This window comes from Allomesorhizobium camelthorni (genome assembly GCF_011045125.1).
GTDB lineage: Bacteria > Pseudomonadota > Alphaproteobacteria > Rhizobiales > Rhizobiaceae > Allomesorhizobium > Allomesorhizobium camelthorni.
In genome coordinates this window covers 211098-236582 of sequence record NZ_JAAKZF010000003.1, presented here as the reverse complement: position 1 = coordinate 236582, position 25485 = coordinate 211098, and the positions used below count along the sequence as shown (strand labels likewise).

Below are 25485 nucleotides of genomic sequence, written 5' to 3'. Positions count from 1 at the left end.
TGTTCAAGCATCGCTGCAAACGCTAAATATAGTGTTAACAGACGATTTATTCCAGTGTCACAATTTTATGCCAGACGCGAAAAACGCCCGCAGAAATCCCGTGCGTCGACCCGCCGCCGAAACGGGCCGGTCCGCCAGAACGCATGGGAAATCCGGGAAAAAGACCGGTGCTGTCACCGCCGGCCGCGCCTCATACTCGGAGCGCATGACCCATAAAAGGCGACTCGCTTTCGCCCGTCAAGGGTTCGTTTCTGTAAGTTTTATGACCCCAACATGTTGTGGGCCGTGAATGTGGATAGCGGGGAGAAAAATCAGCGCCGAGCGCCGGTCAGCGGCCGAGCAGGCCGAGACCGAGGAAAACGCCCGCGGCCAGAAGGGCTGCGGCGGGCACGGTGGTGACCCAGGCGGCGACGATGGTGGTGACGTGGGCGCGGCGCACCAGCTTGCGGCGGGCGATTTCCTCGCGCGAGGCCTTGCTGTGTATTTCGCGCGCCTTGCCGACGATCCTTTTCTCGCCGCCGTCCGATCGCCGCTCGGCGACCCAGCGCTGGTTCTTGCGTTCCATATAAGCCTGCCTGCGCCGCGACTTGGCCGTGTACCATTCGCGGAAGAAGCCGACGCCGAATACCGCGCCGACGGCGATATGGGTGGAACTGACTGGCAGGCCGAACCAGGAGGCGACGATGACGGTGAGCGCCGCCGAAAGCGCTACGCAGAAGGCCCGCATCGGATTAAGCTTGGTGATCTGCTCGCCGACCATGCGGATGAGTTTTGGGCCGAACAGCAGCAGGCCGAAAGAGATGCCGAGCGCGCCGATGACCATCACCCATAGCGGGATTTCGACGCTGCCGGAAATCGTGCCGGAATGAGCCGTGTGCACGATCGCGGCGAGCGGGCCGACCGCATTGGCCACGTCATTGGCGCCATGCGCGAACGAAAGCAGGGCCGCCGAGACGATCAGCGGCAGCCTGAACAGCTTGCGTAGCGACTGGTTGCGGTTTTCCATGCCGACCGATGCGCGGTTCACGTAATATTGCGAGAGTCCCCAGAACAGCGCGAAGCTTAAAATGCCGACGGCCGCCAGATCGTAGGCGGAGATGTCGAGGATGCGGCCCAGCCCTTTGGTGCAGAGATAGGCCGCGAAGGAGCCGGCCATCACGCCGATGAGCAGCGGCACCCAGCGCCGGGCGGCCGAAATCTTGTCGTCCTGGTAGATGATGGCGGACTTGATGAAGGCGAGGAAGAGAGCCGCCACCAGGCCGCCGAGGACGGGCGAGATCACCCAGCTTGCCGCAATGGCGCCCATTACCGGCCAGTTGACCGAGGCCAGCCCTGCCGCTGCGATGCCGGCCCCGAAGACACCGCCGACGATAGCATGGGTGGTCGAGACCGGAGCGCCGATCCAGGTCGCGATATGGACCCAGAGCGCCGACGAGATCAGCGCGGCCAGCATCAGGCGCATGAAGGCGGTCGGACCGGCGGCGGCCGCAGGGTCGATGATGCCCTTGGAAATGGTTTCGACAACGTCGCCGCCGGCGATCAGGGCGCCGGCGATCTCGAAGATCGCCGCGATGACCAGCGCGCCGGTCATGGTGAGCGCCTTCGCGCCGACCGCCGGGCCGACATTGTTGGCGACGTCGTTGGCGCCGATGTTGAGCGCCATATAGGCGCCGATCGCCGCCGCGGCGACGATGAAGATCGCGCGCGGCTCGTCGAAGGCATATATGGCGGCCGCGGCCGCCACGGCGGCCATGAACAGCAGCGCGAGGCCGGGCGCGACGAGGCCGCGCGCCACGAAGGTCGCGGCTTCCTCGACATGGCTGAGCTTATCCAGATCCTTGTCGAGGGTCGCCTTGCGGCTTGCTGCTGTTATGTCGGCCATGACCCGTCCTGACGATTCAAACACGCGGCACGGCGATCCCGCGCGCTCTAGCTAGGGGAAAGGTCTGGCTGCGGACAAGTCGGAAGGTACGGACGAGCCTGTTCAGGCAGCAGATTCCCGTGGATTAACGCCGAACGCGGAAATCAGTTCGCCAAGGTCGCGTTCGCGCACCACTGCCGCGGCAGCCTGAGGCGAAAACCACTTGCGCTTGCGCTTCTTCCGCTCGGGCCATTTTTCGGCGACCTGGTCGATCTCCATCGGGAAGACCAGAACCTCGCAGCGCGCCTCCATGCCGGAGGGCTGGCGTTTGCCGTAATAGTAGCGGCCGATCTCGAAGCGCGAGACCGAGCCGGAAAGGCCGGCTTCCTCGGCCGCCTCGCGGGCGGCCGCCTCGTACAGATCCTCCTGGCCTTCGGGCCAGCCTTTCGGAATGACCCAGCGGCCGGTGTCGCGGCTGGTGATGAGCATGACCTCGACGCCCTGGGCGGTCCTGCGCCACGGCAGCGCGGCCACCTGCACACGGCAAGGCATGGCGCCGAACAGGCGTCTTATCCTTTCCGCGAGGTGGTTCCGCTTTTGGTGACTGATGAACATCGAGGCGCCGGGTCCCAGTCCGATTCGTTTGCCGTCTCAAGAATATTACGGCTAAATATGTGTATTAGTAGTGAAAAATAAACCATCCAGACGCCGAAAGGCTGCATCGGCGGGCAAAAAGCCGCATTTTCGCGCGCGGCGATGGTGTTTGGGGGGCGGTTCAGCCGGCGTGGTCGTCGGCGATCGGCTTCTGATAGGTGAAGCCCATGTCCCAGGGGAAGTAGATCCAGGTGTCCTGCGACACTTCGGTAACGAACGTGTCGACCAGCGGCCGACCCTTGGGTTTTGCATAAACGGTGGCGAAATGCGCCTTGGGCATCATGGCGCGGACGATCGCCGCCGTCTTTCCGGTATCGGTCAGGTCGTCGATGATCAGCACGCCTTCGCCGTCGTTTTCGACCAGCGTCGGCGTGACCTCCTTGAGGATGTTGAGCTGACCCTGCGAGGTGTAGTCGTGATACGACGCGACGCAGACCGTCTCGATGACACGGATGCCGAGCTCGCGCGAAATGATGGCGGCGGGAACCAGCCCGCCGCGGGTGATGCAGACGATGGCTTTCCACTGGCCGTTGGCGCCGGCGAGACGCCAGGCAAGCGCCCGCGCGTCGCGGTGAAACTGGTCCCAGGAAACGGGAAAGGCCTTGTCGGGAAGGGACATTTTGTGCGCACTCCGGTGGCGCGCCAGCAAAGCGCGGAAGATCAGGGAATGCGGGCGGAATTAACCGGAAAGGCCGGGTCTTGGCAAGCGCTTCCGCCGGGCGGTGATATGCGGGTGCTCAGGACCGCTCCAGAAACGCGTTCAGCCGCTTCAGAACGAGATGCGGGGCTTCGAGCTGGGGCAAGTGGCCGACGCCAGGCAATGTTTCAAACGAGGCCTGCGGGATCAGCGAATGAAACGCTTTGCCTCGCTCCAGCGGGATCCAGGGATCGTCCTCGCCCCAGATGATTTTGACCGGGCAGCGGATATCCCCGAACATCGGCTCGATCTCGGCGGTATATTTTTCATCGGCTTGCGCGAATTGCCGATAGAAGCTTCCTCGTCCCTCTTCGGAAAGCCAAGGCTCGACAAGCTTTTCAAAATCTCCGGTATCGATGTCGTTGACGATCGCCCCCTTGATATAGGCCTCCACGACCGCTCGGTGGATATGCGGCGGCAGGCCTAGAAAGGCATCCACATGGCGACCGACATGATCGACGAACTCTGATCCCCAGGGGCGCATCGCAACGACATTCATCAGAACATACCGGTCGAAGTCGCAGCCATGCAGCAAATGCGCCCGCAACGTCGTCGCTCCACCCATATCGTGGGCAACGACCATGGGCTGGTCGAGGTCCCAATGCGCAAGCATCTCGGCGAACACTTTCCCTTGAACGTCGAGCGACGTGCGCTGCTCCGCGTCTTTGGCTGATCGCCCGTATCCGGGCATATCGTACCAATGGACGCGATACCGCCTTGCAAGGTCCGGAATGATCCGATGCCATGAGAACGAAGACCACGGCCAGCCGTGGGCGAGCACGAGCGCGGGCCCGCTACCAAGTCGGCCCGCTGCCACCGTACCCGCAGATGTTTGCACGGTCTCATCGAGTTTCCACGACATCGAATGTTCTCCTTAATATTCGGGACAGCCGTCCATACGACCAAGATCGCAACCACACAGTTCGAGACCGCTGGCTAGCGAGCTGTCCCCCGCAAACGTCCTGAACGCACCCGCGCAGCCAGCGATGCGCTGGATCGGCATCGAGCCGCGGGTGCCATAGCTATGCAACCGTGATCTCCGGCATGGGACCGGAAGGGGAAAATTATGCATTCCGGCGCGGGGGTTTCCGGTGTGTCGCTCGGGACGCTGGCGATCAGGTCGGTGGCTCGGGCAAGAGCATCGAATTCAGATTGCAAGTACCCCTGCAAGGCATATCATCGATTGTGGCAACTGGGCCCACACTTCAGGTCCAGGAGCGATGGGCGGCGGCGAATCCTGAAAGAGATGGAGGCACAGATGGTAATGCGCAATATACTTGGCGCCATTCTGCTGGCGGTGGTGGGCACGACTATGTCGTCCGCCGCAAGCGCCCAGGAGGAGAAGCCGAACATCCTCGTCATCTTTGGCGACGACATCGGCGTCGCCAATGTCAGCGCCTACAGCGACGGCCTGATGGGCTACACCACGCCCAACATCGATCGCATCGCCGAGGAGGGCATCCGCTTCCTGCATTATTACGGAGAGCAGAGCTGCACCGCCGGCCGCGCGGCATTCCTGACCGGCCAGCACGGCCTGCGCACCGGCCTGACCAAGGTCGGCTTCCCCGGCGCGCCGATGGGGATCAGCCAACTCGATCCCACGGTCGGCACGGTGATGAAGAGCCTCGGCTACGCCACCGGCCAGTTCGGCAAGAACCATGTCGGCGATCGCAACCCGTCGCTGCCGACGGTCAACGGCTTCGACGAGTTCTTCGGCAACCTCTATCATCTCAACGCCGAGGAAGAGCCCGAGCTGCCGGATTACCCGAAAGACCCGGAATACCTGGCGAAGTTCGGCCCGCGCGGCGTGCTCAGGACCAAGGCCGCCGATGTCGATGACGAAACGGTCGATCCGCGCTTCGGCAAGGTTGGCATGCAGACGATCGAGGACACCGGGCCGCTGACAAAGAAGCGCATGGAGACCGTCGACGACGAGACCTCCGCCGCCGCAATCGACTTCATGAAGCGCCAGAACGAAGCCGGTCAGCCGTTCTTCGTCTGGTACAACTCGACGCGCATGCACCTGCGCACCCATGTGCGCCCGGAGCACCGCGGCCGCTACCAGCACGGCGACAGCGAATACATCGACGGCATGATCGAGCATGACGAAACGGTCGGCTCGCTGCTCGACGCGCTCGACGAGATGGGCGTCGCCGACAACACCATCGTGGTCTACAGCTCCGACAACGGGCCGCACATGAATACCTGGCCGGACGGCGCGATGACTCCGTTCCGCTCGGAGAAGAACACGAACTGGGAAGGCGCCTTCCGGGTGCCGGCGCTGGTGCGTTGGCCCGGCCACATCGCTCCCGGCACGGTCACCAACGAGCTGATGAGCCATAACGACTGGATCCCGACGCTCGCCACGATCGCCGGCAATCCGGACATTGCCGAGCAGTTGAAGGCCGGCGCGACGCTCAACGATACCGACTACAAGGTGCATCTGGACGGCTACGACCAGTCCGAGTTTCTGACGTCGGTCACCGGCACGGTCGGCGACAACAATGGCGTGGAGAGCGCGCGCGACATATTCTGGTACACCGACGATGATATGGAACTCGTGGCCATGCGTCAGGGCGACTACAAGTATGTGTTCGAGGAGCAGCGCAAGGAAGGGACAATGGGCGTCTGGGCGGAGCCCTTCACCAATCTCAGGATGCAGAAAATCTTCAACCTGTTCCAGGACCCCTTCGAGCGCGCCGACATCACGTCCAACACCTTCTGGGACTGGCAGCTCAATCACGTACAGGTGATGTACGGCGTGATGGCCGACGTTGCCGAGTTCGCGGTGACCTTCGACGAGTTCCCGCCGCGCTCGTTCCCGCCATCGTTCAATCCGGCGAACATCTTCGCGGAGAAGATGCGCCTGATCCGGGCGGAGCGCGCGTTGCGCCACGCCTTCCCGATGCTGCCAGCGCCAGCCAAAGGAGTTGCTGACGGCTGGAGGGTAGCCCGCCCTCCAGCCGATTGCCGCTTCCACTCGGCACAGCTCAATTACGTGCCGCAGACCTTCAACGCGACATGAACGTCGCGACGGGCATCGATTGCAGCACGGTGCGGGTTATGCCGCCGAACAGCAATTCGCGTAGCCAGGAATGGCTGTAGGCGCCCATCACCAAGAGGTCGGCGCCGATGGCTCCGACGCGGTCCTGGATCACATCGTCGACCGCGCGGCCGTCGGATTCTTCCATCGCCACGGCGACATTGGCGCCATGGCGCGCAAGCGCGGCCGCAATCTCGGCGCCGCCGGCATCGGCATTGGCTTCGATATCCTCGGGCGGATCGATGACCAGTATCTCGACCTGCTCCGCCTCGACGATGAAGGGCAGAGCGTCGAAGGCGGCGCGCGCCGCCTCGCGGCTGCCGTTCCAGGCGATCAGGATGCGGTTGTAGGAACTGAGCGAAGGCCCGGCATGCGGCACGACCAGCACCGGCCGCCCGGCGTCGTAGAGCAGAGTGTCGATGTCGGTCGACGCATCGGAATCGGCATCGGGATTGCGCTGGGCGGCGACGACCAGATCGGCGCAGCGCGCACTGGAAATGCCCGACAGCGCGCTATCGCCCGAAAAACTCTCCAGCCCGCGCCATTCGAATGACTGGCCCGCAGCCTCGAGGCGAGCCCGGAACAGCCCCTCGAGCTTCTTGGAGCGCTCCTTGTTCATGTCGGCCGTGGCCTGCAGGAACTCGGTGTCGGGAAAACCGATGGTCGAGGCATAGGCGACAGGCAGCGCCTCGGCATGGACGCCGATCACATGGCCCTCGAAACGTGCAGCAAGGGGAACTGCGCAATCGAGCACCCGGTCGGTGTCTTCGGCGCTCTGGATGATGGCGACGATCGTCTTGAACGGCATGGCAGCCTCCTGAAAAGCGATCCGGCCTCTCAGTACAACAATGATAGGTCGCGCGCGGTTCCGCCAGCCCCAATTACTGTCCAGTCTTGGCAAGCCCCGCGACCATGGTCTCGACCTCGGCGCGCGCCGCTTCCAGCGCCGCAGTGTCCCGCGCGCGCACCACCAGTTCGGTCCAGAATTTTCCGTCGAGATATTTCGGATAGGAGCCGATGATGGTGTCCGGGTGCGCCTTCTGGATCTGCGCCAACGGACCGCCGATCGTGCCTTCGCCGAACGGGCACTGGATGGTGGCCGAGAGCAGCTTCGTGCCGGTCCTCAGCATCGGTAGGACATTGTCGAGCATGGCCTGGAAGATCGCCGGCACGCCCGCCATGACATGGACGTTGCCTATCCGGAAACCCGGTGCGATCGAGACCGGATTGTCGATGTGCTCCGCGCCGCGCGGCATGCGCGCCATGCGCTTGCGCGCATCGGTGAAGTCCATGGCGCGCTGGGCGTAGCTCTCCGCCAGCATCGAGTAGGCTTTTGCATCGTATTCGCAGGGCACGCCGAAGGCCTTCGCGACGGCGTCGGCGGTGATGTCGTCATGCGTCGGGCCGATGCCGCCGGTGGTGAAGACGTAAGTGTAACGCGCCCGCAGCGCGTTGATTGCGGCGACGATCTCGTCCTCCTCGTCCGGTACGATGCGGACTTCCTTCAGGTCGATGCCGATGGCCGTCATGATGTCGGCGAGGTGGCCGATATTGCGGTCCTTGGTGCGCCCGGACAGGATCTCGTCGCCGATGACGACCATTGCGGCGGTTACGATTTCGGCCATCGGGTGCTCTCCGGGAAGGGACAACCTGCAGATACAGGCGTCACGCAAACTCGGCAATGGGTACGGAACTGTGAACGATCTGTCGGCATTAGTGACGTTTCCAATGAACGAACGCGCCATTACGTGGTTGTGGCCGCGCTCGTCAGAGCGCCGGTTGAAATTTTCAAAACCACGGAGAATTGCGATGGCGAAGGTACTGGTGCTCTATTACTCGAGCTGGGGCCACATGGAGCAGATGGCGAAGGCGGCGGCCGAGGGCGCGCGCGAAGCCGGCGCAAATGTGACGATCAAGCGGGCGCCGGAACTGGTCCCCGAGGCGGTGGCCAAGGCGGCCTACTACAAGCTCGACCAGGAAGCGCCGATCGCCGACCCGCTGGAACTCGCCGATTACGACGCGATCGTCCTCGGCATCTCCACGCGCTACGGCGCGATGTCGGCGCAGATGAAGAATTTCCTCGACCAGACCGGTCCGCTCTGGATCAAGGGCGCGCTGGTCAACAAGGTCGCTTCCGTGATGTCTTCGACCGCCACCCAGCATGGCGGCGCCGAACTCGCCATCCTGACGGCGCAGGCCTCGCTGCAACACCACGGCATGATCATCGTGCCGCTGTCCTATGCCTATCAGGGCCAGTCGGGCAACGACGTGGTGCGCGGCGGCTCGCCCTACGGCATGACGACGACTTCCGACAGCGACGGCTCGCGCCAGCCCTCGGCGCAAGAGCTGGAAGGAGCGAAATTCCAGGGCAAGCGCGTCGCCGAGATCGCGGCCAGGCTGCACGGCTGATTTTTTCAGCCGGATGAATGATTTGCGGGCGGTTCCTCAGAGCCGCCCGTTTTGCATCATTTGACGGCCGACGGCCGGATGACCGCCAGCTCCTGGAAAGCGGCGGCGGCATGGTCGAGAAACGCCCGGACCTTCGCCGGCATATGCGGGCCGCTGCGCGCGACGAGTTGCACGGGCAAAGGCGGCGGCTCGAACTCGGCGAGCAGGCGCATCAGCGAACCCGCCGCCAGATCGTCGGCGACCTGGTAGGACAGGAAGCGGGCGATACCGCGGCCGGCCCTGGCTGCCAAAAGCTGCGATTCCACATCATTGACCAGCAGCCGCGGCGATAGCCTCACCACTGGGCCGCGCGCCGTCGGGCCGAAGCGCCATTCCTGCGCGCCCGACCGCAGTGAATTGAAGATCGAGTCATGGCGGGCGAGATCTGCCGGCCTTTGCGGCGCGCCGAGCCTTGCCACGTAGTCGGGGCTGGCGACGACCACCCGTCGGACCTCGCCGACCCGCCGCACCAGAAGCGCCGAATCCGACAACGGGCCGATGCGGATCGCAATATCGAGGCCTTCCTCGATCAGGTCGAGATTGCGGTCGTTGAGGACGAGCTCGACCTGGATCTCGGAAAATGCGTCGAGGAATGACGTGACCACCGGGGCGACGTGGCGGCGGCCGAACTGTACCGGGGCGGTGACCCGCAGCAGGCCGCGAAGCGGCGTGCCGGCGATGCCCGACAGCATGCGGTCATAATCGGCGAGCAGAAGGCGGGCGCGCTCGGCAAGCACGCGGCCTGCTTCGGTCGGCGACAGGCGGCGCGTCGTGCGCTCGACGAGGCGCGCGCCGGCACGGTCCTCCAGTGCGGCCAGCGCGCGGCTCACCGCCGGCGGTGAACGGCGCAGCCGGCGCGCGGCGACTGCCAGGCTGCCGCCGTCGATGACCGCGACGAAGATCGCAAGCTCGTCCAGCCGGTCCATGGATTGTTCCGAAATCTGAAATTCTGACTTTCGCAGATACCAGATTGATGCCGGAAGCGGCAAGGATAGAGTGGGCGCGAACGAAGGAGACCGCCCATGAGCCAACCTGCAATCACCCTCCACGGCATCGAACTGTCCGGCCATACGCACCGCGTCGAACTGATGCTTCTGATGCTCGGCCTGCCTTTCCGCTTCGCGCCGGCGCCGGCAGACGTGCGCCGCACCGAAACCTTCCTGAAGCTCAATCCGCTCGGCCAGATCCCGGTGCTCGAGGATGGCGATCTGGTGCTGTGCGACAGCAACGCCATGCTGGTCTATCTGGCCAGGCGCTACGCGCCGGAGAGCAATTGGCTGCCCGACGAACCTGTAGCCGCGGCACAGGTGCAGCGCTGGCTGTCAATCGCGGCCGGCGAATTGCGCTACGGCCCGGCGGCAGCGCGGGTGATGGCGCTGTTCGGCGCGCCCGGCGACCGGGAAGCGTGCCATGCGATCGGCGCGCGCGTGCTGACATTCATGGAGAACCATCTCGCCGGCCGCAAATGGCTGGCGGCGGAGCATCCGACGATCGCCGACCTCGCCTGCTATTCCTATGTCGCGCACGCGCCGGAAGGCGGCATCATGCTGGATCCCTATCCGGCGGTTCGCGAATGGCTGCGCCGGGTCGAGGCGCTGCCGAATTTCAAGCCGCTGCCGGCTTCGCCTATCCTGCAGGTCGCGTGAGGCCGATATGGACCGCTCGCCCTTCCATCCGGACGAACTCGCCGCCCAGGCGCTGGCCGGTGTCGGCGCGGGCGGCGGCGGCATTCGCGGCTTCATGCCCGACCAGCACCGCAGCTTCTTCGAACTGCTGCCCTATTTGTTCGCCGGCGTGGCGGACAAGGAGGGATGGCCGCTGGCGACGATGCTGACCGGCGCGCCGGGCTTTGCCCATTCGCCCGATCCGGTGACGCTGCGCATCGACGCGTTGCCGGACGGCCGGGATCCCGCGGCCGGCGGCTTTGCGGCTGGACGCGACATCGCGATCCTGGGCATCGACCTGTCGACGCGCCGGCGCAACCGCGCCAATGGCAGCATCGCGGAAATGGATTCAGGCGGGCTGACGGTCTCAGTGAGCCAGAGTTTCGGCAATTGCCCGCAATATATACAGGGCCGGGCGGTCGAGGTCGCGGACCGCTGGCCAGCCGACACGGAGCCGCTTTCCGGCCTCGACGGCGAGGCGCGGGCGATGATCGCGCGGGCCGATACATTCTTCGTCGCCTCGCGCTCGCGGCCCGAAGCGGGTGCTGCCGGCGGTCCGGACATATCGCATCGCGGCGGCAGGCCGGGCTTCGTCGATGTCTCGGGCGATGTGCTTACGATCCCGGATTTTCGCGGCAACCGCTATTTCAACACGCTTGGCAATCTTTTGGGCGAGCCCCGCGCCGGACTGCTGTTCATCGACTTCGAGCGCGGCGACCTGCTGCAATTGCAGGGCGTTGCCGAGGTCGACTGGAGCGGCGAGGCCGGCCGGATGATCGAAGGCGCCGAGCGCATGTGGCGTTTCCACGTAGCGCGCGGCTGGCGTCGCCGGGCGGCGACGCCGCTAAAGTGGTCGTTCGTCGACTACTCGCCATTCACCAAGCGGACCGGCGCCTGGCGCAAGGCAGGCTGAGGCGGTCCGCGCGCCTATGCCAGCCATCCGGCGCGCATCGAATATGTGCTGACCGAAAAGGGCAGGAGCTTGGGCCGGTGCTTCTGGCGCTGAAGCGTTGGGGCGAATCGTACACCTGATTGTCCCGGCCTCGGCGGACCGCTAAAGAATCGGGCGGCAACCGGTACGGGGCTGGAATGACGGTGCTTTGGCTTGTCCTTTATCTGGCGCTGGCCGCCGTAGCGCTGGCTGTCGCCTATGTGCTCTACCTCGTCATCGCCACGCAGAGGATCGCGCGCAACGCGGAGCGAACCGTTCCGCCTACGGGAAAGTTTGTCGAAATCGGCGGCAACCGGTTGCATTACGTCGAGGCGGGCGAGGGGCGGCCGATCCTCTTTTTGCACGGGCTCGGCGCGCAGCTTCACCAGTTCCGCCAGCCGCTGTTTGCCGCGCTCGGCCCCGACTACCGGCTCATCGCGGTTGACCGGCCGGGTTCCGGCTATTCGACCCGCGCTCCGGGCGCCACGGGGTGGCTTAACGAGCAGGCGGATGTGATCGCCCGCTTCATCGAGGCGCTCGGCCTGGAAAAGCCGCTGGTCGTCGGCCATTCGCTCGGCGGCGCCGTGGCGCTGGCGCTCGCGCTCAGGCATCCCGACCTGATTTCCGGCCTGGCGCTGCTTTCGCCGCTGACCCATGCCTATGAAACCGTGCCGCCGGCCTTCCAGCCGCTCTACATACGCTCGCGGATGAAGCGGATGATCGTCGCGCACACCGTCGCCGTGCCGGCGGCTTTGAAATATGCGCCGCAGACGCTGGCCTTCATCTTCGGCCCGCAATCCGTGCCGGCAGACTACATGACCGAGGGCGGCGGCATGATCGGCCTGCGGCCCAGCCATTTTTATGCGACCTGCACCGATTTCGTCGCGATGGAACAGGATTTGCGCGAGATCCAGAAGCGCTACGGCGAAATCAGCATGCCGGCGGGCCTGATGTTCGGAACCGCCGACCAGGTGCTCGATCCCGAAATGCAGGGGTGTTCCATGCGCGGCAGGATCGATGGGTTGGAGATTGAAATGGTCGAGGGCATGGGCCACATGCCGCAATATGCCGAGACCGGGCGGGTCATCGCCTTCATCAGGCGGATGGCCGACAGGGCGTTTGCCCTTGCTCCCGGCAGGGCGCTCCTTTAGGCACTGAATCAAGCGGACGTGGCGGAACTGGTAGACGCAAGGGACTTAAAATCCCTCGGGAACTCCCGTCCGGGTTCGATCCCCGGCGTCCGCACCAGCATCATCAACCGGAAATAATCCCGTGGCGGTTGAAGCCGTTCGCCGGCCGCTCGGCCTGCGCGTGCCGCGCCTGTCGGAAGCGTACTATCGGCCCGCAAAACCGGCCAATGCATAAAATCCAACAACCGTCGTCAGCATTTCCTTAAGGAACCGGGCCCTTGCTAAGTCTTGCGCGGGGGGCCTCGTGGGAGGAAAACGTGCGATCGGATTTTGCTGGCGCGCGCCGATATCTTGAGCGCGCATTCGACCTACTTCAAGGCAATGATCGGTTGAGCGTCCAGTCGCGGGAAGCGCTGGGCCTTCTGATCGAAGCGATGGTTGCGGAGGAATGTTCGCGCCGAAGCGCGGCAAAGATCCTGCCGTTTCCTCAGCACCGCTAGTTTCCGTTGATCGGCCTTGGCGGAAAAATATCCTGGTCTGAAGCGGGCGCTGCGGCCGTCAGCGCCCGCAGCAAGTCTAAGCCTTGCGCCGGCGGGCGGGGGCCAGAGGGCGCTCTTCCCAGCGGGCCACCCGATGGATGAGCCTGTAGCGCAGCCGAAAGGGCAGGATTCGCACGATCTTGAGGAGCCAGGTCAGGCGGCGCGGGAAATTCGGCTCGAAGCCGCCGGTCCTGATCGCCTGCGCCATGCGCTTCGAGCAGTCCTCGACCTTCATCAGCGCCGGCATGGCGAACTGGGCCCGTTCCGTCAGCGGGGTGGCGACGAATCCGAGATTCATTATCTGCAAGCGAATGTTGATCTTGTCGAAATCGTGCTTGATCGCTTCGGCGAAATTGTTCAGCGCAGCCTTTGACGAACCATAGGAAGCCGCGGACGGCCAGCCGAAATAAGATGAGGCCGAGCCGACCAGCACGACCTGGCCGCCGCCGCGGCTGCGCATACGGTCGACCACGGGCACCATGCCATAGATGACGCCGAAGAAGTTGATCTCGTAGGTCTTCAATATGTTCAGAACGTCGAGGCGTTCGCCGCGTGTCGGGAAATAGCCGCCGGCGTTGAAGACGGCCAGCACGATCGCGCCGGCCTCCCGCTCGATCGCCGAGACGGTCCTGTCCATGGCGGCCTCGTCGGTGACGTCGCAGGGAAAGGACACGATGCGGCCGGGCAGGCCTTGCGTCTCCTGAACAAGGGTGGCGAGCCGCTCCTCGTCACGCGCAGTCACCGCGACCGTGTAGCCTTCGGCGGCCAGGTCGCGCGCCAGCGAGCGTCCGATGCCCGTGCTGGCGCCGGTGATCCACGCAACGCCGTCTGCCGGGGCAGCCCTGTACAATGCCATACTTCAAGAATCCATCGACCGCATCGGGATGATACCTAACCGCCGCTGGTGGGAAAGAAAAGCGTGGAATCCGGACACTGCGTCGTGGTCTGCCGTGGAGAAAGCGCTCGCAATGCGGGTGGCGAAGACGCGCAAAATCGCTGTGGTTCTCATGTCGCCGGCAAACAATCGAACTACTTTTCAGCCCAGGCAAAGGACGCCAGGTAGAAAATGCGGGCGGTCCAGGCAATTTCCTGCCTTGAAACGCCCGCGCCACATTTCTAGGGTTCCACGGCAATCGCACAAGGAAAATTCCCATGCATCGTTCGGTGATCGACGCCATCGGCAACACGCCGCTGATCCGCCTCAAGCGCGCCTCGGAAGAGACCGGATGCGAGATCCTCGGCAAGGCCGAGTTCATGAATCCGGGCCAGTCGGTCAAGGATCGCGCCGGCCTGTTCATCATCCGCGACGCCGAGGAGAAGGGGCTGCTGAAGCCCGGCGGCGTCATCGTCGAGGGCACGGCCGGCAACACCGGCATCGGCCTGACCGTGGTCGCCAAGGCGCTCGGCTATCGCACCGTGATCGTCATTCCCGACACCCAGAGCCAGGAAAAGAAGGATGCGCTGAGGGTGCTCGGCGCGGAACTGATCGAAGTGCCGGCGGTGCCGTACAAGAACCCGAACAATTACGTGAAAGTGTCGGGTCGACTGGCCGAGCAGCTTGCCAGGACCGAGCCGAACGGGGCGATCTGGGCCAACCAGTTCGACAATATCGCCAACCGCGACGGCCATCTCCGCACCACCGCGCGGGAAATCTGGGAGCAGACCGACGGCAAGGTCGACGGCTTCGTTTCGGCCGTCGGCACGGGCGGCACGCTGGCCGGCGTTGCAATCGGCCTGAAGGAGCGCAAGAGCGGCGTGAAAATCGCGCTCGCCGATCCGCTGGGCGCTGCGCTCTACAGCTTCTACACAGAGGGCGTACTGAAGGCCGAGGGAAGCTCGATCACCGAGGGCATCGGCCAGGGCCGCATCACCGCCAATCTCGAGAGCTTTTCGCCCGATTTCTCCTTCCAGGTGCCGGACGAGGAGGCGCTGCCGATCGTCTTCGACCTGGTGCAGGAGGAGGGGCTCTGCCTGGGCGGCTCGACCGGCATCAACATAGCCGGCGCGATAAGGCTGGCGCGGGAAATCGGGCCGGGCCATACGATCGTGACCATTCTTGCCGACTACGGCACGCGCTATCAGTCGAAGCTGTTCAATCCCGATTTCCTGCGGACCAAAAACCTGCCGGTGCCCGAATGGATGGACGCTGCGCCGCAGATATCCGTGCCTTTCGAGGCGGTGACGTGATGGCGCATGTGACGCAAGCCCTGTTCAGGGACGACGCCTATCTCGGCGAAGCCGGCGCAAAGGTCGTGGGTATCAACGATCGCGGCGGCATCATCCTCGACCGGACAATTTTTTACGCCACTTCGGGCGGGCAGCCGGGCGACACCGGCCTGCTCCGCCTGAATGGCGGCGATGCTATCGCGATCGCGGCGACGATTACCGGCGAGACCAAGGACGAGATCATCCATGTGCCGGCGCTTGGCCAGGCCGTCCCGCAGGCCGGCGACGAAGTCGGGCTTGCCATCGACTGGACGCGCCGGCATCTCCTGATGCGCATGCACACGGCCTGCCATCTTCTGACAGTCATCTGCCCGTTCCCGATCACCGGAGCGTCGGTCGGCGAGGACGACAGCCGCATCGATTTCGACATTCCCGATTCGAGCTTCACCAAGGAGGAGGTGACGAAGCGCCTGATGGAACTGGTCGCGGCCGACCATCCCGTATTCACACGGCTCATCACCGACGAGGAACTCGCCGCCAACCCGGGCCTCGTCAAATCGAAGAATGTGCGCCCGCCGAACGGGACCGGAAAGATCCGCCTGGTCTGCATCGGCGAGAATGCCGTCATCGACAGCCAGCCCTGCGGCGGCACGCATGTGCGCTCGACAGGCGAGGTCGGCGAGATCCATATCGGCAAGATCGAGAAGAAGGGCCGCGAAAACCGCCGCTTCCGCATCCGCTTCGGGCCGATGCCCGCGCAGTGAGCGCGGTTTGAGTTTTGCGCGCGCGGCGATATTTAAGGTGCGCGAACAGGAGCGAGCCAATGCCCGAGACCAGCCCTTTCATCGTCGACGCTGACTGGCTGGAGCAGCGGCTCGGCACACCCGGCCTGTCGATCGTCGACGCCTCCTGGTACCTGCCGGCGCAGAAGCGAAACGCCAAGGCCGAATATGACGCAGCGCATATTCCGGGCGCGATCTTCTTCGACCAGGATGTGGTGGTAGATCCGGATTCGCCGCTGCCCCACACGCTGCCGCGGCCGGAGGTCTTTGCCCAGCATGTCGGCTCGATGGGCATCTCGGCCGACGACACCATCGTCGTCTATGATGGTCCAGGCATGTTCGCCGCGCCGCGCGTCTGGTGGATGTTCAGGGTCATGGGCGTTTTCCAGGTCTATGTGTTGGATGGCGGTTTCGACGGCTGGAAGGCGGAAGGCAGGCCCGTCACAGCCGAGCGGACCAAGATCGCGCCCTGCGTGTTCTTTGCGAATTTCGACGAGGAGCGCGTCGCCGACCTCGCCGACATGCGCCGCATCATCAAGACCGGCGAGAGCCAGATAGCCGACGCACGGCCGGCCGGACGCTTTCAGGGCGTTGAGCCGGAACCACGCGCTGGCGTGCGGTCCGGCCACATGCCGGGCGCCAAGAGCGTGCCGGCGCTCACCCTTTCCGAGAGCGGAAAGCTTTTGCCAGTCAATCGGTTGAAGGAGGTTCTTGAGGATGCCGGCATCGACCTGTCGAAGCCGGTGGTGACCTCCTGCGGTTCGGGCATCACCGCGGCGGCGATCACGCTCGCGCTGGAATCGGTTGGGCATACCGACAACCAGCTCTATGACGGGTCATGGACCGAATGGGGCGGGCGGAGCGACACGCCGGTCGAGACCGGCAAGGATTGAGCTTATGGACAGCGAGGCTGCGGAGACCATTCCGGTCACGGTGACCTTCCTCGAGATGAGCCGGCCGCCGGCCTTCAGCCCGCCGCTGCCGGCGAACCGGCAGATCGCGCTGCTCAGGGCGAGAAACATCCCGCTGCATTTCTATCGTTACCTGATGGACCGGGTCGGGCGGAAGTGGCACTGGGTCAACGTTCTCAGGCTCGACGACGAGGAACTCGCGGCGGGGCTGCACCGCGAGGACCGCGATATCAGGGTGCTCTATCTCGACGGCTCCCCGGCCGGCTTCTTCGACCTGAAGCCGCATCTGCCGCAGGAGGTGGAACTCTCTTATTTCGGCATGATGGAGCACGCGATGGGGCAGGGGCTCGGCCGCTGGTTCCTGGGAGCGGCGATCGACACGGCCTGGTCGTACAAGCCGCAAAGGGTGACGGTGCAGACCTGCACGCTCGACCATCCCGCGGCGCTGCCGCTCTACCAGAAGCTCGGCTTCTCGCCGGTCGGTCAGAAAAAGGAGAATGTGCGGCCGATGTCGTTCGAGGAGCGCGCGCAGAGCGTGATGCGGGAGTAGAAAAATCCGGCAACTGCCGCGCGTTCACGGGCGCTTGCGCCGGCAGGAATCGGGTGGCTGGCGTAGCCGCAGAACCGTATTTTCATTGCAAGGTTTTCAGCCTGTGATGGAGATGATGTCATGCTTTTACGCTATGTCGCTTTGCCCACCGAAGAAGTCCGCGCGCTGCAGAGGGGCGGGCCTGACGCCTACGGCATGGTTCCCGAAAGGCGCGTCTCCGACGGCGACGGCGTGCCTTGCCGGCACTGCCTGAAGAATGTGGCGGCCGGCAAGGAGTATCTGATCCTTGCCTACCGCCCGTTTCCACAATTGCAGCCTTACGCCGAAACTGGGCCGATCTTCCTCTGCGCCGAGGAATGCGAGCGCGCGCCGGAAACCGACGTCATTCCGTCGATGTTCCGGGCGACGCCGGATTACATCCTGCGCGGCTATGGCAGAGACGACCGCATCGTCTATGGCAGCGGCGGAGTGGTGCCGACCCACATGATCTGCGGCCGGTCGCACGAATTGCTGCAGCGGCCCGACATCGCCTATGTGCACATGCGCTCGGCCCGCAACAATTGCTATCAGTGCCGGATCGAGCGGGCGTGACGGCCCATGCGGGGTGCTTGTCGCACCTCTGTCGCATTCTCGCGGTATAAGATGGCTGTCGATCGATTATCCCGACCGCGGATGAACCGGCGGGAAATCTCGACAGTCGAGGAAGCGGGGTTTGCCCCGCTTTTTTGTTGCCCCGCCTTGCGAAGAAAAAGCCCGCCGGACGGACCGGCGGGCGAGGCTGGAGGAAACTTTCGGGCCTGGAAATATCAGGCGGCGAGGACCGCCTTCGGCTCCGCCATTTCGTAGCCGAGCGCTTCGGCGACGGCACGGTTGGTGATCTTCCCCTTGTGGACGTTGAGGCCGTTGCGCAGATGGTGGTCGTCGAGGATCGCCTTGATGCCCTTGTTGGCGAGCTGCAGGCCATAGTGAAGCGTCGCATTGTTGAGCGCATGCGTCGAGGTGACCGGCACGGCGCCCGGCATGTTGGCGACGCAATAGTGGATGATGCCGTCGACCTCGTAGGTCGGATCGGCGTGGGTGGTGGCGTGCGAGGTCTCGAAGCAGCCGCCCTGGTCGATGGCGACGTCGACCAGCACCGCGCCCTTCTGCATGCCCGACAGCATTTCGCGGGTCACCAGTTTCGGAGCGGCCGCACCCGGGATCAGCACTGCGCCGACGACGATGTCGGCCGAGAAGCATTCGTCCTCGAGCGCCTCCACCGTCGAATAGCGGGTGTGGACGCGGCCGTTGAAAATGTCGTCAAGCTGACGCAAGCGCGGGATCGAGCGGTCGAGGATGGTCACGTCGGCGCCGAGGCCGACGGCCATCTTGGCCGCATGCAGGCCGACCACGCCGCCGCCGATGACGGCAACCTTGCCGGGCAGCACGCCGGGCACGCCGCCGAGCAGAACGCCGCGGCCGCCATTGGCCTTCTGCAGCGCGGTCGCGCCGGCCTGGATCGACAGGCGGCCGGCGACTTCCGACATCGGGGCCAGCAGCGGCAGCCCGCCGCGATCGTCGGTCACGGTCTCGTAGGCGATCGCGGTGACGCCGGAGGCCAGCAGACCCTTGGTCTGCTCCGGATCCGGCGCGAGGTGGAGATAGGTGTAGAGGATCTGGCCCTCGCGCAGCTGCACCCATTCGCTGGGCTGCGGCTCCTTGACCTTGACGATCATGTCCGACTTGGCGAACACGTCGGCGGCGGTCTTGGCGATCACGGCGCCCGCGGCGCGATAGGCATTGTCATCGGCGCCGATGCCGGCCCCAGCGCCGGTCTCGACCAGAACTTCATGGCCATGCGCGGAATATTCGCGCACCGCGCCCGGCGTCAGGCCGACGCGGTACTCGTTATTCTTGATTTCCTTGGGACAACCGACGCGCATTTGTTCCTCCTCGAATTTCTGATTTTGCGGGGTGGACCATAAAACCATAAATAGCGCCGCAAATGTTTGCGAATCCGGTTGTCGCCGGGCGCGGTAATCGCTATTTTTTGCGCCAAAATCCGTTCCATTCGAAGGAAACACGAACAATGTCGCTCGACAGGATCGATATCGCCATTCTGGACTCGCTGCAGAAGGACGGCCGCATCCCTAATGCGGCGCTCGCCGAAAGGGTCGGGCTGTCGCAGTCAGCCTGCTCGCGCCGCCTCGACAATCTTGAGAAAAGCGGCGTCATCCGCGGATACCACGCCCGCCTTTCCAACGCCGCGCTCGGGCACCAACTGACCGCGATCGTGCACATTTCGCTGTCCGGGCAGTTCGAGAAGACGCTGTCGGATTTCGAAGCCGCCATAAAGCGTTGCCCGAACATCTTGTCGTGCCATCTGATGTCGGGCGAATACGATTATATCCTGCGCATCGCCGCCCGGGATCTCGCCGATTACGAGCGCATCCACAAGGAATGGCTCTCGGCCATGCCGCATGTGACCAAGATCAACTCGTCTTTCGCGCTGCGCGAGATCATCGACCGCACGGCAATGGGCATGAAACCGGAGATGGCATGAGAGTCACCCCCCCTGGCCCTCCAAGCGGTTGTTATTGCGCCAACCTGTAATTGAGCGTACCAATATAGGCGGACCAAGTTCGACTGTTGGCGGCTACAGGAGACTTTCCATGACACATGCAATCGACCCTTCCGAAACTATGGGCTCAGGCGCTCCCGAACTGCGCTCGAAGTGGTGGCTTTTTATGCTTCTCGGCGTGGGGCTGCTTGTACTTGGCTTTATTGCGCTTTCGAACATTCTGGTGGCGACCGTTGCTTCCGTCTTCTATGTCGGCGTGGTGATGATGGCGGCGGGCATCGCCGAGGTCATTCATGCCTTCAGCGTGCGAAGCTGGGGCTCGTTCGCGCTGTGGCTGCTGAGCGGCCTTGTCTATGCGGTCGGCGGCTTCCTCGCATTCTACAATCCGCTGCTCGCGGCAACGGTGCTGACGCTGATCCTGGCGGGCACGCTGATCGTGGCCGGCATTTTGCGGTTCTGGGTAGGCTTCCAGTCGCGTCCCGAACAGGGCTGGGGCTGGGTTGTGTTCTCAGGCCTGATCACGCTGCTTGCAGGCATCGTGCTGGCCATTGGCTGGCCCTTCAACACGCTGTGGGTGCTCGGCCTCGTGCTGGCGATCGACCTGACGATGCAGGGCGCCGCATTGGTGGCCTTCGGTTTCGGCCTGAGGCGCGGCGCGCACTAGAACTCACACGGGCGCGGATGCGGTGACGATCCGGTCCATCGGAATGTCGTGCGGCTGCGGATAGATCGTGGCTATCCGCTGCATATTGTAGCCGACCCCGATGACCAGCGGCTTTTTCGGCAGGGCGGCGAGCGTCCGGTCGAAAAAGCCGCCGCCGTAACCGAGGCGGAAATTGGCCGGATCGACGCCGACCAGCGGCGAAATCACCACATCGGGGATGACGCTTTCCCCTTCGGCCGGGATGGGGATGTTCCAGACGCCCTTTTCCAGCCGGTCGCCTGGCCTGTAGGCGCGGAAGACCAGAGGATGCGCCTTCTCGACGACGACCGGCAGGGCGGCCCTGCCGCCGCGCTCGATGATGGAAGCCATCCATGGCCTCAGATCCGGCTCGCCGCGAAACGGCCAATAGAGGCTGACGGTCTTTCCGCCGACATCGCCGATCTCGGCATCCAGCCCTTCGGCGATTTTTATCGCCATCGCCGCCCGGATTTCCGCCGGGATCGCCAGCCGCGCTTCGATCAGGCGCGCCCGCTCGGCCTTGCGCCAGCGCGCGACATCCGCCCAGGCGACAGGATCGGCATGGACTCCGCCTGCGCTGTAGCCAGGCTGCAATTCGTGCAGGAAACACGGTGGGGAAGCGTATTGCACCGGGCCGTCGCCGTCGGGATCATGATCCATCGGTCACCTCAATTCGTTGCTCTCGAAGCTAGACCGGGCATCGGCAAGCGGCATGTGTATTCGCGACATGGGACGACCAGGCATGAATGACAAGGGAGGATGCGGCTGCCTCTCATTGTCGCGGTTGCGGGTGCGGGGTTGTGCCGGATGGCGCCACGCCCCATCATCGAGTCGGCACCGCCTTCGAATTTGCAAAGCATGATCATGCACCATGTCGTTGTCGTCGGCGCCGGTTTCGGCGGCCTGGAGTTCACGCGGGCGCTGGCCGGCGCGCCGGTCCGGGTCACGATCATAGACCGGCGCAATCACCATCTATTCCAGCCGCTGCTCTACCAGGTCGCCACCACCTCGCTCGCGACGTCGGAAATCGCCTGGCCGGTGCGCTATCTCCTGCGCACGCGCAAGGAGGTGACGACGCTGCTAGGCACGGTCGTCGGCGTCGACGCCGAAGCGAAGCGCGTCCTGCTGGAGGGCGGAGATGCCATTGCCTACGACACGCTGGTGCTGGCGACGGGCGCGCGGCACGCCTATTTCGGACATGACGAGTGGGAACCTTTCGCGCCGGGCCTGAAGACGCTGGAGGATGCGACCACGATCCGCCGGCGCATCCTGCTCGGTTTCGAACAGGCCGAGCGCGAGAGCGACCCGGAAAAGCGCCGCGCACTGATGACGCTCGTCATCATCGGTGGAGGGCCGACCGGGGTGGAGTTGGCCGGCACGATCGCCGAACTGGCGCGCGACACGCTTAAAGGTGAGTTCCGCAATATCGATACGCGCGACGCAAAGGTCGTGCTGGTCGAGGCCGGCGAGCGTCTGCTGCCGGGTTTCAAGCCGGAACTCTCCGCCTACGCGAAGGATGCGCTGCAACGGCTGGGCGTCACGGTCGAGCTTGGCCGACCGGTTTCGGAATGCAATGCCGATGGCGTGGTGTTCGGCGGGGTGCATCTGCCGGCAAAGACGATCATCTGGGCGGCGGGCGTCGCTGCCTCGCCCGCGGCCGAATGGCTGGGCGTTGCCGCCGATCGCGTCGGCCGGATCATCGTCGAGCCGGATCTGACGGTGCCCGGACATCCCGAGATCTTCGCCGTTGGCGACACCGCCCATGTTGCGTGGACCGGCGGCAGGCTTGTGCCGGGCGTGGCGCCCGCCGCCAAGCAGCAGGGCAGGCACGTCGCGGAGACCGTCCGAAAACGTCTTGCGGGAGATGCCGCGCCGCGACCGTTCACCTACAAGCACGATGGCGATCTTGCGACGATCGGAAAACGCGCCGCCGTTATCGATTTCGGGCGAATCAAGCTCACCGGCTGGATCGCCTGGTGGATATGGGGCATCGCCCACATCTATTTCCTGATCGGGCTCAGGAACCGGCTGACAGTTTCACTGAGCTGGCTATGGATCTATTCGACCGGGCAACGCAGCGCCCGCCTGATCACGCAGGGTGCGCAGGGCGGCGATGACGAGGCCGATCTGCCGGCCGGTCCGCATGACGCCAGATCTTTGCGATAGTCATCAGCCTGTCATCCGATCCTGCTGGACTTGCAAAAATTTCGGCGCGAAACTTGCAGTTTCGGCGTCGATTTTTTTCGAGCTTCAGTTCCAGGAGGAAGAACACAATGTCCCATATGCTTCACCCGATTTCGCGCCGCTCCTTTCTGGCCGGCACGGCTGCCAGCGGCGCGCTGGTGATGCTGCATCCGTTTTCGGCGCGCGCCCAGGCAAATCAGGCGCATCTGCGGATCATGGAAACGACGGACCTGCACGTTCACGTCTTCCCCTACGATTATTATGCCGACAAGCCGAACGACACGATGGGCGTGGCGCGCACCGCCTCCATCATCGACACCATCCGCGCCGAGGCCACCAATTCGATCCTGGTCGACAATGGCGACTTCCTGCAGGGCAACCCGATGGGCGACTACATCGCCTATGAGCGCGGCATGAAGGATGGCGACATCCATCCGATCATCAAGGCGATGAACACGCTGGGCTATGATTGCTCGACCATGGGCAATCACGAGTTCAATTACGGGCTCGACTTCCTGTTCAAGGTGCTCAACGGCGCGAACTTCCCGTTCGTCTGCGCCAATCTGACCAAGGGCCAGCTCGCCGCCGACGCGACCAAGGACGAGCTGTTCCTGAAGCCCTATGTGATCCTCGACAAGAAGATCAAGGACGGCGCCGGCGCCGAGCATCCGATCCGCATCGGCCTGATCGGCTTTGTGCCGCCGCAGATCATGACCTGGGATTCGCGCCACTTGCAGGGCAAGGCGATGACGCGCGATATCGTCAAGGCCGCTGGGGCCTGGGTGCCGCAGATGAAGGACGAGGGCGCGGAGCTCATCATCGCGCTGTCGCATTCCGGCATCGGACCGGCGCAGTATGCCGAGAATCTCGAAAACGCCTCGCTGCTGCTGGCCGGCGTTGACGGCATCGACGCGATCGTGACCGGCCACAGCCATCTCGATTTCCCCGGGACCAAGTTCGACGGGGTGGAAGGCGTCGACAACGCCAAGGGCACGATCGGCGGCAAGCCAGGCGTTATGGGCGGCTTCTGGGGTTCGCATCTCGGCCTGATCGACCTGATGCTGGAGCGCGACGGCAATGCCTGGAAGGTTGCAGGCTCGACATCCGAAGCGCGGCCGATCTTCAAGCGCGTCGACAAGAAAGTGGTGCCGGAGGTCGAAAGCAAGGCCGAGGTGGAAGCGGCGGTCAAGGAAGACCACGAGGCGACGCTGAAATATGTTCGCACGCCTGTCGGCAAGACTTCCGCGCCGCTGCATTCCTATTTCGCGCTGGTCGCCGACGATCCGTCCGTGCAGATCGTCAGCCAGGCGCAGGTCTGGTACATCAAGGACATGCTGAAGGACACCGAGCACAAGGACCTGCCGGTGCTTTCGGCGGCCGCGCCCTTCAAGTCGGGCGGCCGCGGCGGCGCGGACTACTATACCGACGTGCCGGCTGGGGCCGTTGCGATCAAGAATGTCGCCGACCTTTATCTGTACCCGAATACGGTGCAGGCGGTCGCGATCACCGGTGCGCAGGTCAAGGAATGGCTGGAAATGTCGGCCGGCATCTTCAACGCCATCGAGCCGGGCAAAGCCGACCAGCCGCTGATCAATCCGGATTTCCCGTCCTACAATTTCGACGTCATTGACGGCGTGACCTACAGGATCGATCTTGGGCAGCCGCCGAAATACGATCCCAAGGGCGCGGTGCTCAACGCCAGCTCCAACCGCATCGTCGACCTGATGTTCGACGGCAAACCGATTGATCCGGCGCAGAAATTCGTGGTCGCCTCCAACAATTACCGCGCCGGCGGCGGCGGCAATTTCCCGGAGATCAATGCCTCCAAGCTCGTCTTCGAAGCGCCGGACACCAACCGCGACGTGATCGTGCGCTACATCGTCGAGCAGGGCACGATCAATCCGTCCGCCGACGCCAACTGGTCGTTCGCGCCGATGGAAGGCACGTCGGTGATCTTCGAGACCGGGCCCAAGGCAAAGGACTTTATCGCGGACGTGAAGAGCGTGAAGATCGAGCCGGCCGGCGACGGGGCGGAAGGGTTCTCGAAGTACCGGATCACGCTTTAGGGGAGAGACCGGAAAGGCGGTCCGCCCCTGGCGACCGCCTTTCCGCAACAGCAAAGCTAATCCACACCCGGTGATCGGATTGCGCCCGATCGGCGGCCGGGCGACAGGTTGCCGGGAGAAGACGACAAACCGCCGGAGGAAAGCGCGTCGCGATTTCCTGTGCCCAGGGGATCGTTCGGAACGATCAGGGGCGGCATTCCCTCAGGCGCTCCGGGAAGGGTGGATGTCGCTCCGCCGATGGAGTTGCCTGGCTGAAGGCCGGGCGAACCTGCATCGGGGATGGCGGATGTCGTCGACCTGTCGACGTCATTGCAGACGTCGTCGAGTTGCGGGGTGGGGTCGATGCCGATGTCGCCGCAACCGGGCGAGGTCTGAGCCGTTGCGGCCAGCGTGCTTGCAAGCATCATGCCGGCGGCCGTCAGGAACCGTTTCATCTTGGCCTCCTTAATCCTTTGAGACGCTCGCGCTGAACGTGTCCTAAAGCAGTCGTTTGCGAGCGCTGGATGAAACGGAACGCGCTTCCACGGCCATGGTTTCATCTTCCGTCGACCTGGTTTGGTAGATACCGCATTGAGGCGGGCTTGGTTCTGAGTTCGCCGGCATCGGGAACCATTTGG

At 64.1% G+C, this 25485-nt stretch carries 25 protein-coding genes, 1 tRNA gene and 1 pseudogene; 15 read left to right on the top strand and 12 right to left on the bottom strand.

Features of this window, described 5'->3' with window-relative positions; genetic code table 11:
• Positions 1-328 precede the first annotated feature (328 nt).
• From G6N73_RS05205 to G6N73_RS36705, 5 genes and pseudogenes are all read right to left on the bottom strand, one after another.
• Complete coding sequence (locus tag G6N73_RS05205) at positions 329-1882, bottom strand: inorganic phosphate transporter (protein ID WP_165024239.1); 1554 nt, start codon at positions 1880-1882, stop codon at positions 329-331.
• 102 nt (positions 1883-1984) lie between these two features.
• On the bottom strand, positions 1985-2476 hold the full coding sequence (locus G6N73_RS05200; RefSeq protein ID WP_165024236.1) for an NUDIX hydrolase: 492 nt from the start codon (positions 2474-2476) through the stop codon (positions 1985-1987).
• 160 nt (positions 2477-2636) lie between these two features.
• Positions 2637-3134, bottom strand: coding sequence for a xanthine phosphoribosyltransferase (gene gpt / locus G6N73_RS05195; RefSeq protein ID WP_165024234.1), 498 nt, complete (start codon positions 3132-3134; stop codon positions 2637-2639).
• Between the two features lie 118 nt (positions 3135-3252).
• The gene (locus G6N73_RS05190) at positions 3253-4074 is read right to left on the bottom strand and encodes an alpha/beta fold hydrolase (protein WP_165024231.1); all 822 of its coding nucleotides are present in this window, start codon (positions 4072-4074) and stop codon (positions 3253-3255) included.
• Positions 4075-4159: 85 nt separating this feature from the next.
• Positions 4160-4352: pseudogene (locus G6N73_RS36705) on the bottom strand (LysR family transcriptional regulator); the annotation flags it as partial.
• Positions 4353-4470: 118 nt separating this feature from the next.
• Here G6N73_RS36705 and G6N73_RS05180 point away from each other — a divergent pair.
• A complete protein-coding gene (locus tag G6N73_RS05180) occupies positions 4471-6237 on the top strand; it encodes an arylsulfatase (protein WP_206078661.1) in 1767 nt (588 codons plus the stop codon).
• Here G6N73_RS05180 and G6N73_RS05175 read toward each other — a convergent pair.
• A complete protein-coding gene (locus tag G6N73_RS05175; protein WP_165024229.1) occupies positions 6224-7063 on the bottom strand; it encodes a universal stress protein in 840 nt (279 codons plus the stop codon). The two genes, G6N73_RS05180 and G6N73_RS05175, sit on opposite strands and share 14 nt — an antisense overlap.
• Before the next feature lie 73 nt (positions 7064-7136).
• Positions 7137-7880: a competence/damage-inducible protein A gene (locus G6N73_RS05170; protein WP_165024226.1), complete on the bottom strand. Its 744-nt coding sequence runs from the start codon at positions 7878-7880 to the stop codon at positions 7137-7139.
• Between the two features lie 184 nt (positions 7881-8064).
• Here G6N73_RS05170 and wrbA point away from each other — a divergent pair, with 184 nt between their 5' ends.
• Positions 8065-8664: an NAD(P)H:quinone oxidoreductase type IV gene (gene wrbA / locus G6N73_RS05165; RefSeq protein ID WP_165024224.1), complete on the top strand. Its 600-nt coding sequence runs from the start codon at positions 8065-8067 to the stop codon at positions 8662-8664.
• A gap of 56 nt (positions 8665-8720) precedes the next feature.
• On the opposite strand, the gene G6N73_RS05160 is transcribed toward wrbA, so the two are convergent.
• Positions 8721-9629: a LysR family transcriptional regulator gene (locus tag G6N73_RS05160; RefSeq protein WP_165024221.1), complete on the bottom strand. Its 909-nt coding sequence runs from the start codon at positions 9627-9629 to the stop codon at positions 8721-8723.
• Between the two features lie 96 nt (positions 9630-9725).
• Here G6N73_RS05160 and G6N73_RS05155 point away from each other — a divergent pair, with 96 nt between their 5' ends.
• The 4 genes from G6N73_RS05155 to G6N73_RS05140 all read left to right on the top strand — a co-directional run bounded on the left by G6N73_RS05155 (position 9726) and on the right by G6N73_RS05140 (position 12546).
• Positions 9726-10349 (top strand): glutathione S-transferase, encoded by a 624-nt coding sequence (locus G6N73_RS05155; protein WP_165024219.1) that lies wholly within the window; start codon positions 9726-9728, stop codon positions 10347-10349.
• A gap of 7 nt (positions 10350-10356) precedes the next feature.
• The gene (locus tag G6N73_RS05150; RefSeq protein ID WP_165024216.1) at positions 10357-11280 is read left to right on the top strand and encodes a pyridoxamine 5'-phosphate oxidase family protein; all 924 of its coding nucleotides are present in this window, start codon (positions 10357-10359) and stop codon (positions 11278-11280) included.
• A gap of 176 nt (positions 11281-11456) precedes the next feature.
• Positions 11457-12449, top strand: coding sequence for an alpha/beta fold hydrolase (locus G6N73_RS05145; RefSeq protein WP_165024214.1), 993 nt, complete (start codon positions 11457-11459; stop codon positions 12447-12449).
• 12 nt (positions 12450-12461) lie between these two features.
• Positions 12462-12546, top strand: a tRNA-Leu gene (locus G6N73_RS05140).
• A gap of 458 nt (positions 12547-13004) precedes the next feature.
• On the opposite strand, the gene G6N73_RS05135 is transcribed toward G6N73_RS05140, so the two are convergent.
• Positions 13005-13823, bottom strand: a complete 819-nt coding sequence (locus G6N73_RS05135; protein WP_165024211.1) for an SDR family NAD(P)-dependent oxidoreductase — start codon at positions 13821-13823, stop codon at positions 13005-13007.
• A 296-nt stretch (positions 13824-14119) separates the two neighbouring features.
• Between G6N73_RS05135 and G6N73_RS05130 the strand changes: the two genes are divergently transcribed.
• From G6N73_RS05130 to G6N73_RS05110, 5 genes are all read left to right on the top strand, one after another.
• Complete coding sequence (locus G6N73_RS05130) at positions 14120-15154, top strand: cysteine synthase A (RefSeq protein WP_165024209.1); 1035 nt, start codon at positions 14120-14122, stop codon at positions 15152-15154.
• Positions 15154-15897: an alanyl-tRNA editing protein gene (locus G6N73_RS05125; RefSeq protein ID WP_165024207.1), complete on the top strand. Its 744-nt coding sequence runs from the start codon at positions 15154-15156 to the stop codon at positions 15895-15897. Before G6N73_RS05130 ends, G6N73_RS05125 begins: the two co-directional genes overlap by 1 nt.
• Positions 15898-15956: 59 nt before the next feature.
• Positions 15957-16808 (top strand): 3-mercaptopyruvate sulfurtransferase, encoded by an 852-nt coding sequence (sseA, locus tag G6N73_RS05120; protein WP_165024205.1) that lies wholly within the window; start codon positions 15957-15959, stop codon positions 16806-16808.
• 4 nt (positions 16809-16812) lie between these two features.
• On the top strand, positions 16813-17376 hold the full coding sequence (locus G6N73_RS05115) for a GNAT family N-acetyltransferase (RefSeq protein WP_165024203.1): 564 nt from the start codon (positions 16813-16815) through the stop codon (positions 17374-17376).
• A 120-nt stretch (positions 17377-17496) separates the two neighbouring features.
• On the top strand, positions 17497-17967 hold the full coding sequence (locus G6N73_RS05110) for a DUF1203 domain-containing protein (RefSeq protein ID WP_165024201.1): 471 nt from the start codon (positions 17497-17499) through the stop codon (positions 17965-17967).
• 215 nt (positions 17968-18182) lie between these two features.
• On the opposite strand, the gene ald is transcribed toward G6N73_RS05110, so the two are convergent.
• Positions 18183-19298, bottom strand: coding sequence for an alanine dehydrogenase (gene ald / locus G6N73_RS05105; RefSeq protein WP_165024200.1), 1116 nt, complete (start codon positions 19296-19298; stop codon positions 18183-18185).
• 146 nt (positions 19299-19444) lie between these two features.
• On the opposite strand from ald, the gene G6N73_RS05100 reads away from it, so the two are divergent.
• Both G6N73_RS05100 and G6N73_RS05095 read left to right on the top strand, forming a co-directional pair.
• Complete coding sequence (locus G6N73_RS05100) at positions 19445-19918, top strand: Lrp/AsnC family transcriptional regulator (protein ID WP_165024197.1); 474 nt, start codon at positions 19445-19447, stop codon at positions 19916-19918.
• Between the two features lie 109 nt (positions 19919-20027).
• Positions 20028-20600, top strand: coding sequence for an HdeD family acid-resistance protein (locus tag G6N73_RS05095; RefSeq protein ID WP_165024195.1), 573 nt, complete (start codon positions 20028-20030; stop codon positions 20598-20600).
• A gap of 3 nt (positions 20601-20603) precedes the next feature.
• Here the strand turns inward: G6N73_RS05095 and G6N73_RS05090 are convergent, their stop codons facing one another.
• A complete protein-coding gene (locus G6N73_RS05090; protein ID WP_206078660.1) occupies positions 20604-21278 on the bottom strand; it encodes a 5-formyltetrahydrofolate cyclo-ligase in 675 nt (224 codons plus the stop codon).
• Between the two features lie 204 nt (positions 21279-21482).
• Here G6N73_RS05090 and G6N73_RS05085 point away from each other — a divergent pair, with 204 nt between their 5' ends.
• Positions 21483-22784, top strand: a complete 1302-nt coding sequence (locus tag G6N73_RS05085) for an NAD(P)/FAD-dependent oxidoreductase (RefSeq protein ID WP_246251620.1) — start codon at positions 21483-21485, stop codon at positions 22782-22784.
• A 107-nt stretch (positions 22785-22891) separates the two neighbouring features.
• Positions 22892-24868, top strand: a complete 1977-nt coding sequence (locus tag G6N73_RS05080) for a bifunctional 2',3'-cyclic-nucleotide 2'-phosphodiesterase/3'-nucleotidase (RefSeq protein ID WP_165024190.1) — start codon at positions 22892-22894, stop codon at positions 24866-24868.
• Positions 24869-24924: 56 nt separating this feature from the next.
• Here the strand turns inward: G6N73_RS05080 and G6N73_RS05075 are convergent, their stop codons facing one another.
• On the bottom strand, positions 24925-25302 hold the full coding sequence (locus G6N73_RS05075; protein WP_165024187.1) for a hypothetical protein: 378 nt from the start codon (positions 25300-25302) through the stop codon (positions 24925-24927).
• Between the last annotated feature and the right edge of the window lie 183 nt (positions 25303-25485).

Excerpts from the sequence above, each read along its gene's own strand:
- G6N73_RS05090 (WP_206078660.1), bottom strand. The coding sequence starts at position 21,278 with ATGGATCATGATCCCGACGGCGACGGCCCGGTGCAATACGCTTCCCCA.
- wrbA (WP_165024224.1), top strand. The coding sequence starts at position 8,065 with ATGGCGAAGGTACTGGTGCTCTATTACTCGAGCTGGGGCCACATGGAG.
- G6N73_RS05085 (WP_246251620.1), top strand. The coding sequence starts at position 21,483 with ATGCACCATGTCGTTGTCGTCGGCGCCGGTTTCGGCGGCCTGGAGTTC.
- gpt (WP_165024234.1), bottom strand. The coding sequence starts at position 3,134 with ATGTCCCTTCCCGACAAGGCCTTTCCCGTTTCCTGGGACCAGTTTCAC.
- G6N73_RS05130 (WP_165024209.1), top strand. The coding sequence starts at position 14,120 with ATGCATCGTTCGGTGATCGACGCCATCGGCAACACGCCGCTGATCCGC.
- G6N73_RS05100 (WP_165024197.1), top strand. The coding sequence starts at position 19,445 with ATGTCGCTCGACAGGATCGATATCGCCATTCTGGACTCGCTGCAGAAG.
- G6N73_RS05115 (WP_165024203.1), top strand. The coding sequence starts at position 16,813 with ATGGACAGCGAGGCTGCGGAGACCATTCCGGTCACGGTGACCTTCCTC.
- sseA (WP_165024205.1), top strand. The coding sequence starts at position 15,957 with ATGCCCGAGACCAGCCCTTTCATCGTCGACGCTGACTGGCTGGAGCAG.
- ald (WP_165024200.1), bottom strand. The coding sequence starts at position 19,298 with ATGCGCGTCGGTTGTCCCAAGGAAATCAAGAATAACGAGTACCGCGTC.
- G6N73_RS05075 (WP_165024187.1), bottom strand. The coding sequence starts at position 25,302 with ATGAAACGGTTCCTGACGGCCGCCGGCATGATGCTTGCAAGCACGCTG.
- G6N73_RS05080 (WP_165024190.1), top strand. The coding sequence starts at position 22,892 with ATGTCCCATATGCTTCACCCGATTTCGCGCCGCTCCTTTCTGGCCGGC.
- G6N73_RS05110 (WP_165024201.1), top strand. The coding sequence starts at position 17,497 with ATGCTTTTACGCTATGTCGCTTTGCCCACCGAAGAAGTCCGCGCGCTG.
- G6N73_RS05095 (WP_165024195.1), top strand. The coding sequence starts at position 20,028 with ATGACACATGCAATCGACCCTTCCGAAACTATGGGCTCAGGCGCTCCC.
- G6N73_RS05205 (WP_165024239.1), bottom strand. The coding sequence starts at position 1,882 with ATGGCCGACATAACAGCAGCAAGCCGCAAGGCGACCCTCGACAAGGAT.
- G6N73_RS05150 (WP_165024216.1), top strand. The coding sequence starts at position 10,357 with ATGGACCGCTCGCCCTTCCATCCGGACGAACTCGCCGCCCAGGCGCTG.
- G6N73_RS05190 (WP_165024231.1), bottom strand. The coding sequence starts at position 4,074 with ATGTCGTGGAAACTCGATGAGACCGTGCAAACATCTGCGGGTACGGTG.
- G6N73_RS05170 (WP_165024226.1), bottom strand. The coding sequence starts at position 7,880 with ATGGCCGAAATCGTAACCGCCGCAATGGTCGTCATCGGCGACGAGATC.
- G6N73_RS05125 (WP_165024207.1), top strand. The coding sequence starts at position 15,154 with ATGGCGCATGTGACGCAAGCCCTGTTCAGGGACGACGCCTATCTCGGC.
- G6N73_RS05135 (WP_165024211.1), bottom strand. The coding sequence starts at position 13,823 with ATGGCATTGTACAGGGCTGCCCCGGCAGACGGCGTTGCGTGGATCACC.
- G6N73_RS05180 (WP_206078661.1), top strand. The coding sequence starts at position 4,471 with ATGGTAATGCGCAATATACTTGGCGCCATTCTGCTGGCGGTGGTGGGC.
- G6N73_RS05160 (WP_165024221.1), bottom strand. The coding sequence starts at position 9,629 with ATGGACCGGCTGGACGAGCTTGCGATCTTCGTCGCGGTCATCGACGGC.
- G6N73_RS05145 (WP_165024214.1), top strand. The coding sequence starts at position 11,457 with ATGACGGTGCTTTGGCTTGTCCTTTATCTGGCGCTGGCCGCCGTAGCG.
- G6N73_RS05175 (WP_165024229.1), bottom strand. The coding sequence starts at position 7,063 with ATGCCGTTCAAGACGATCGTCGCCATCATCCAGAGCGCCGAAGACACC.
- G6N73_RS05155 (WP_165024219.1), top strand. The coding sequence starts at position 9,726 with ATGAGCCAACCTGCAATCACCCTCCACGGCATCGAACTGTCCGGCCAT.
- G6N73_RS05200 (WP_165024236.1), bottom strand. The coding sequence starts at position 2,476 with ATGTTCATCAGTCACCAAAAGCGGAACCACCTCGCGGAAAGGATAAGA.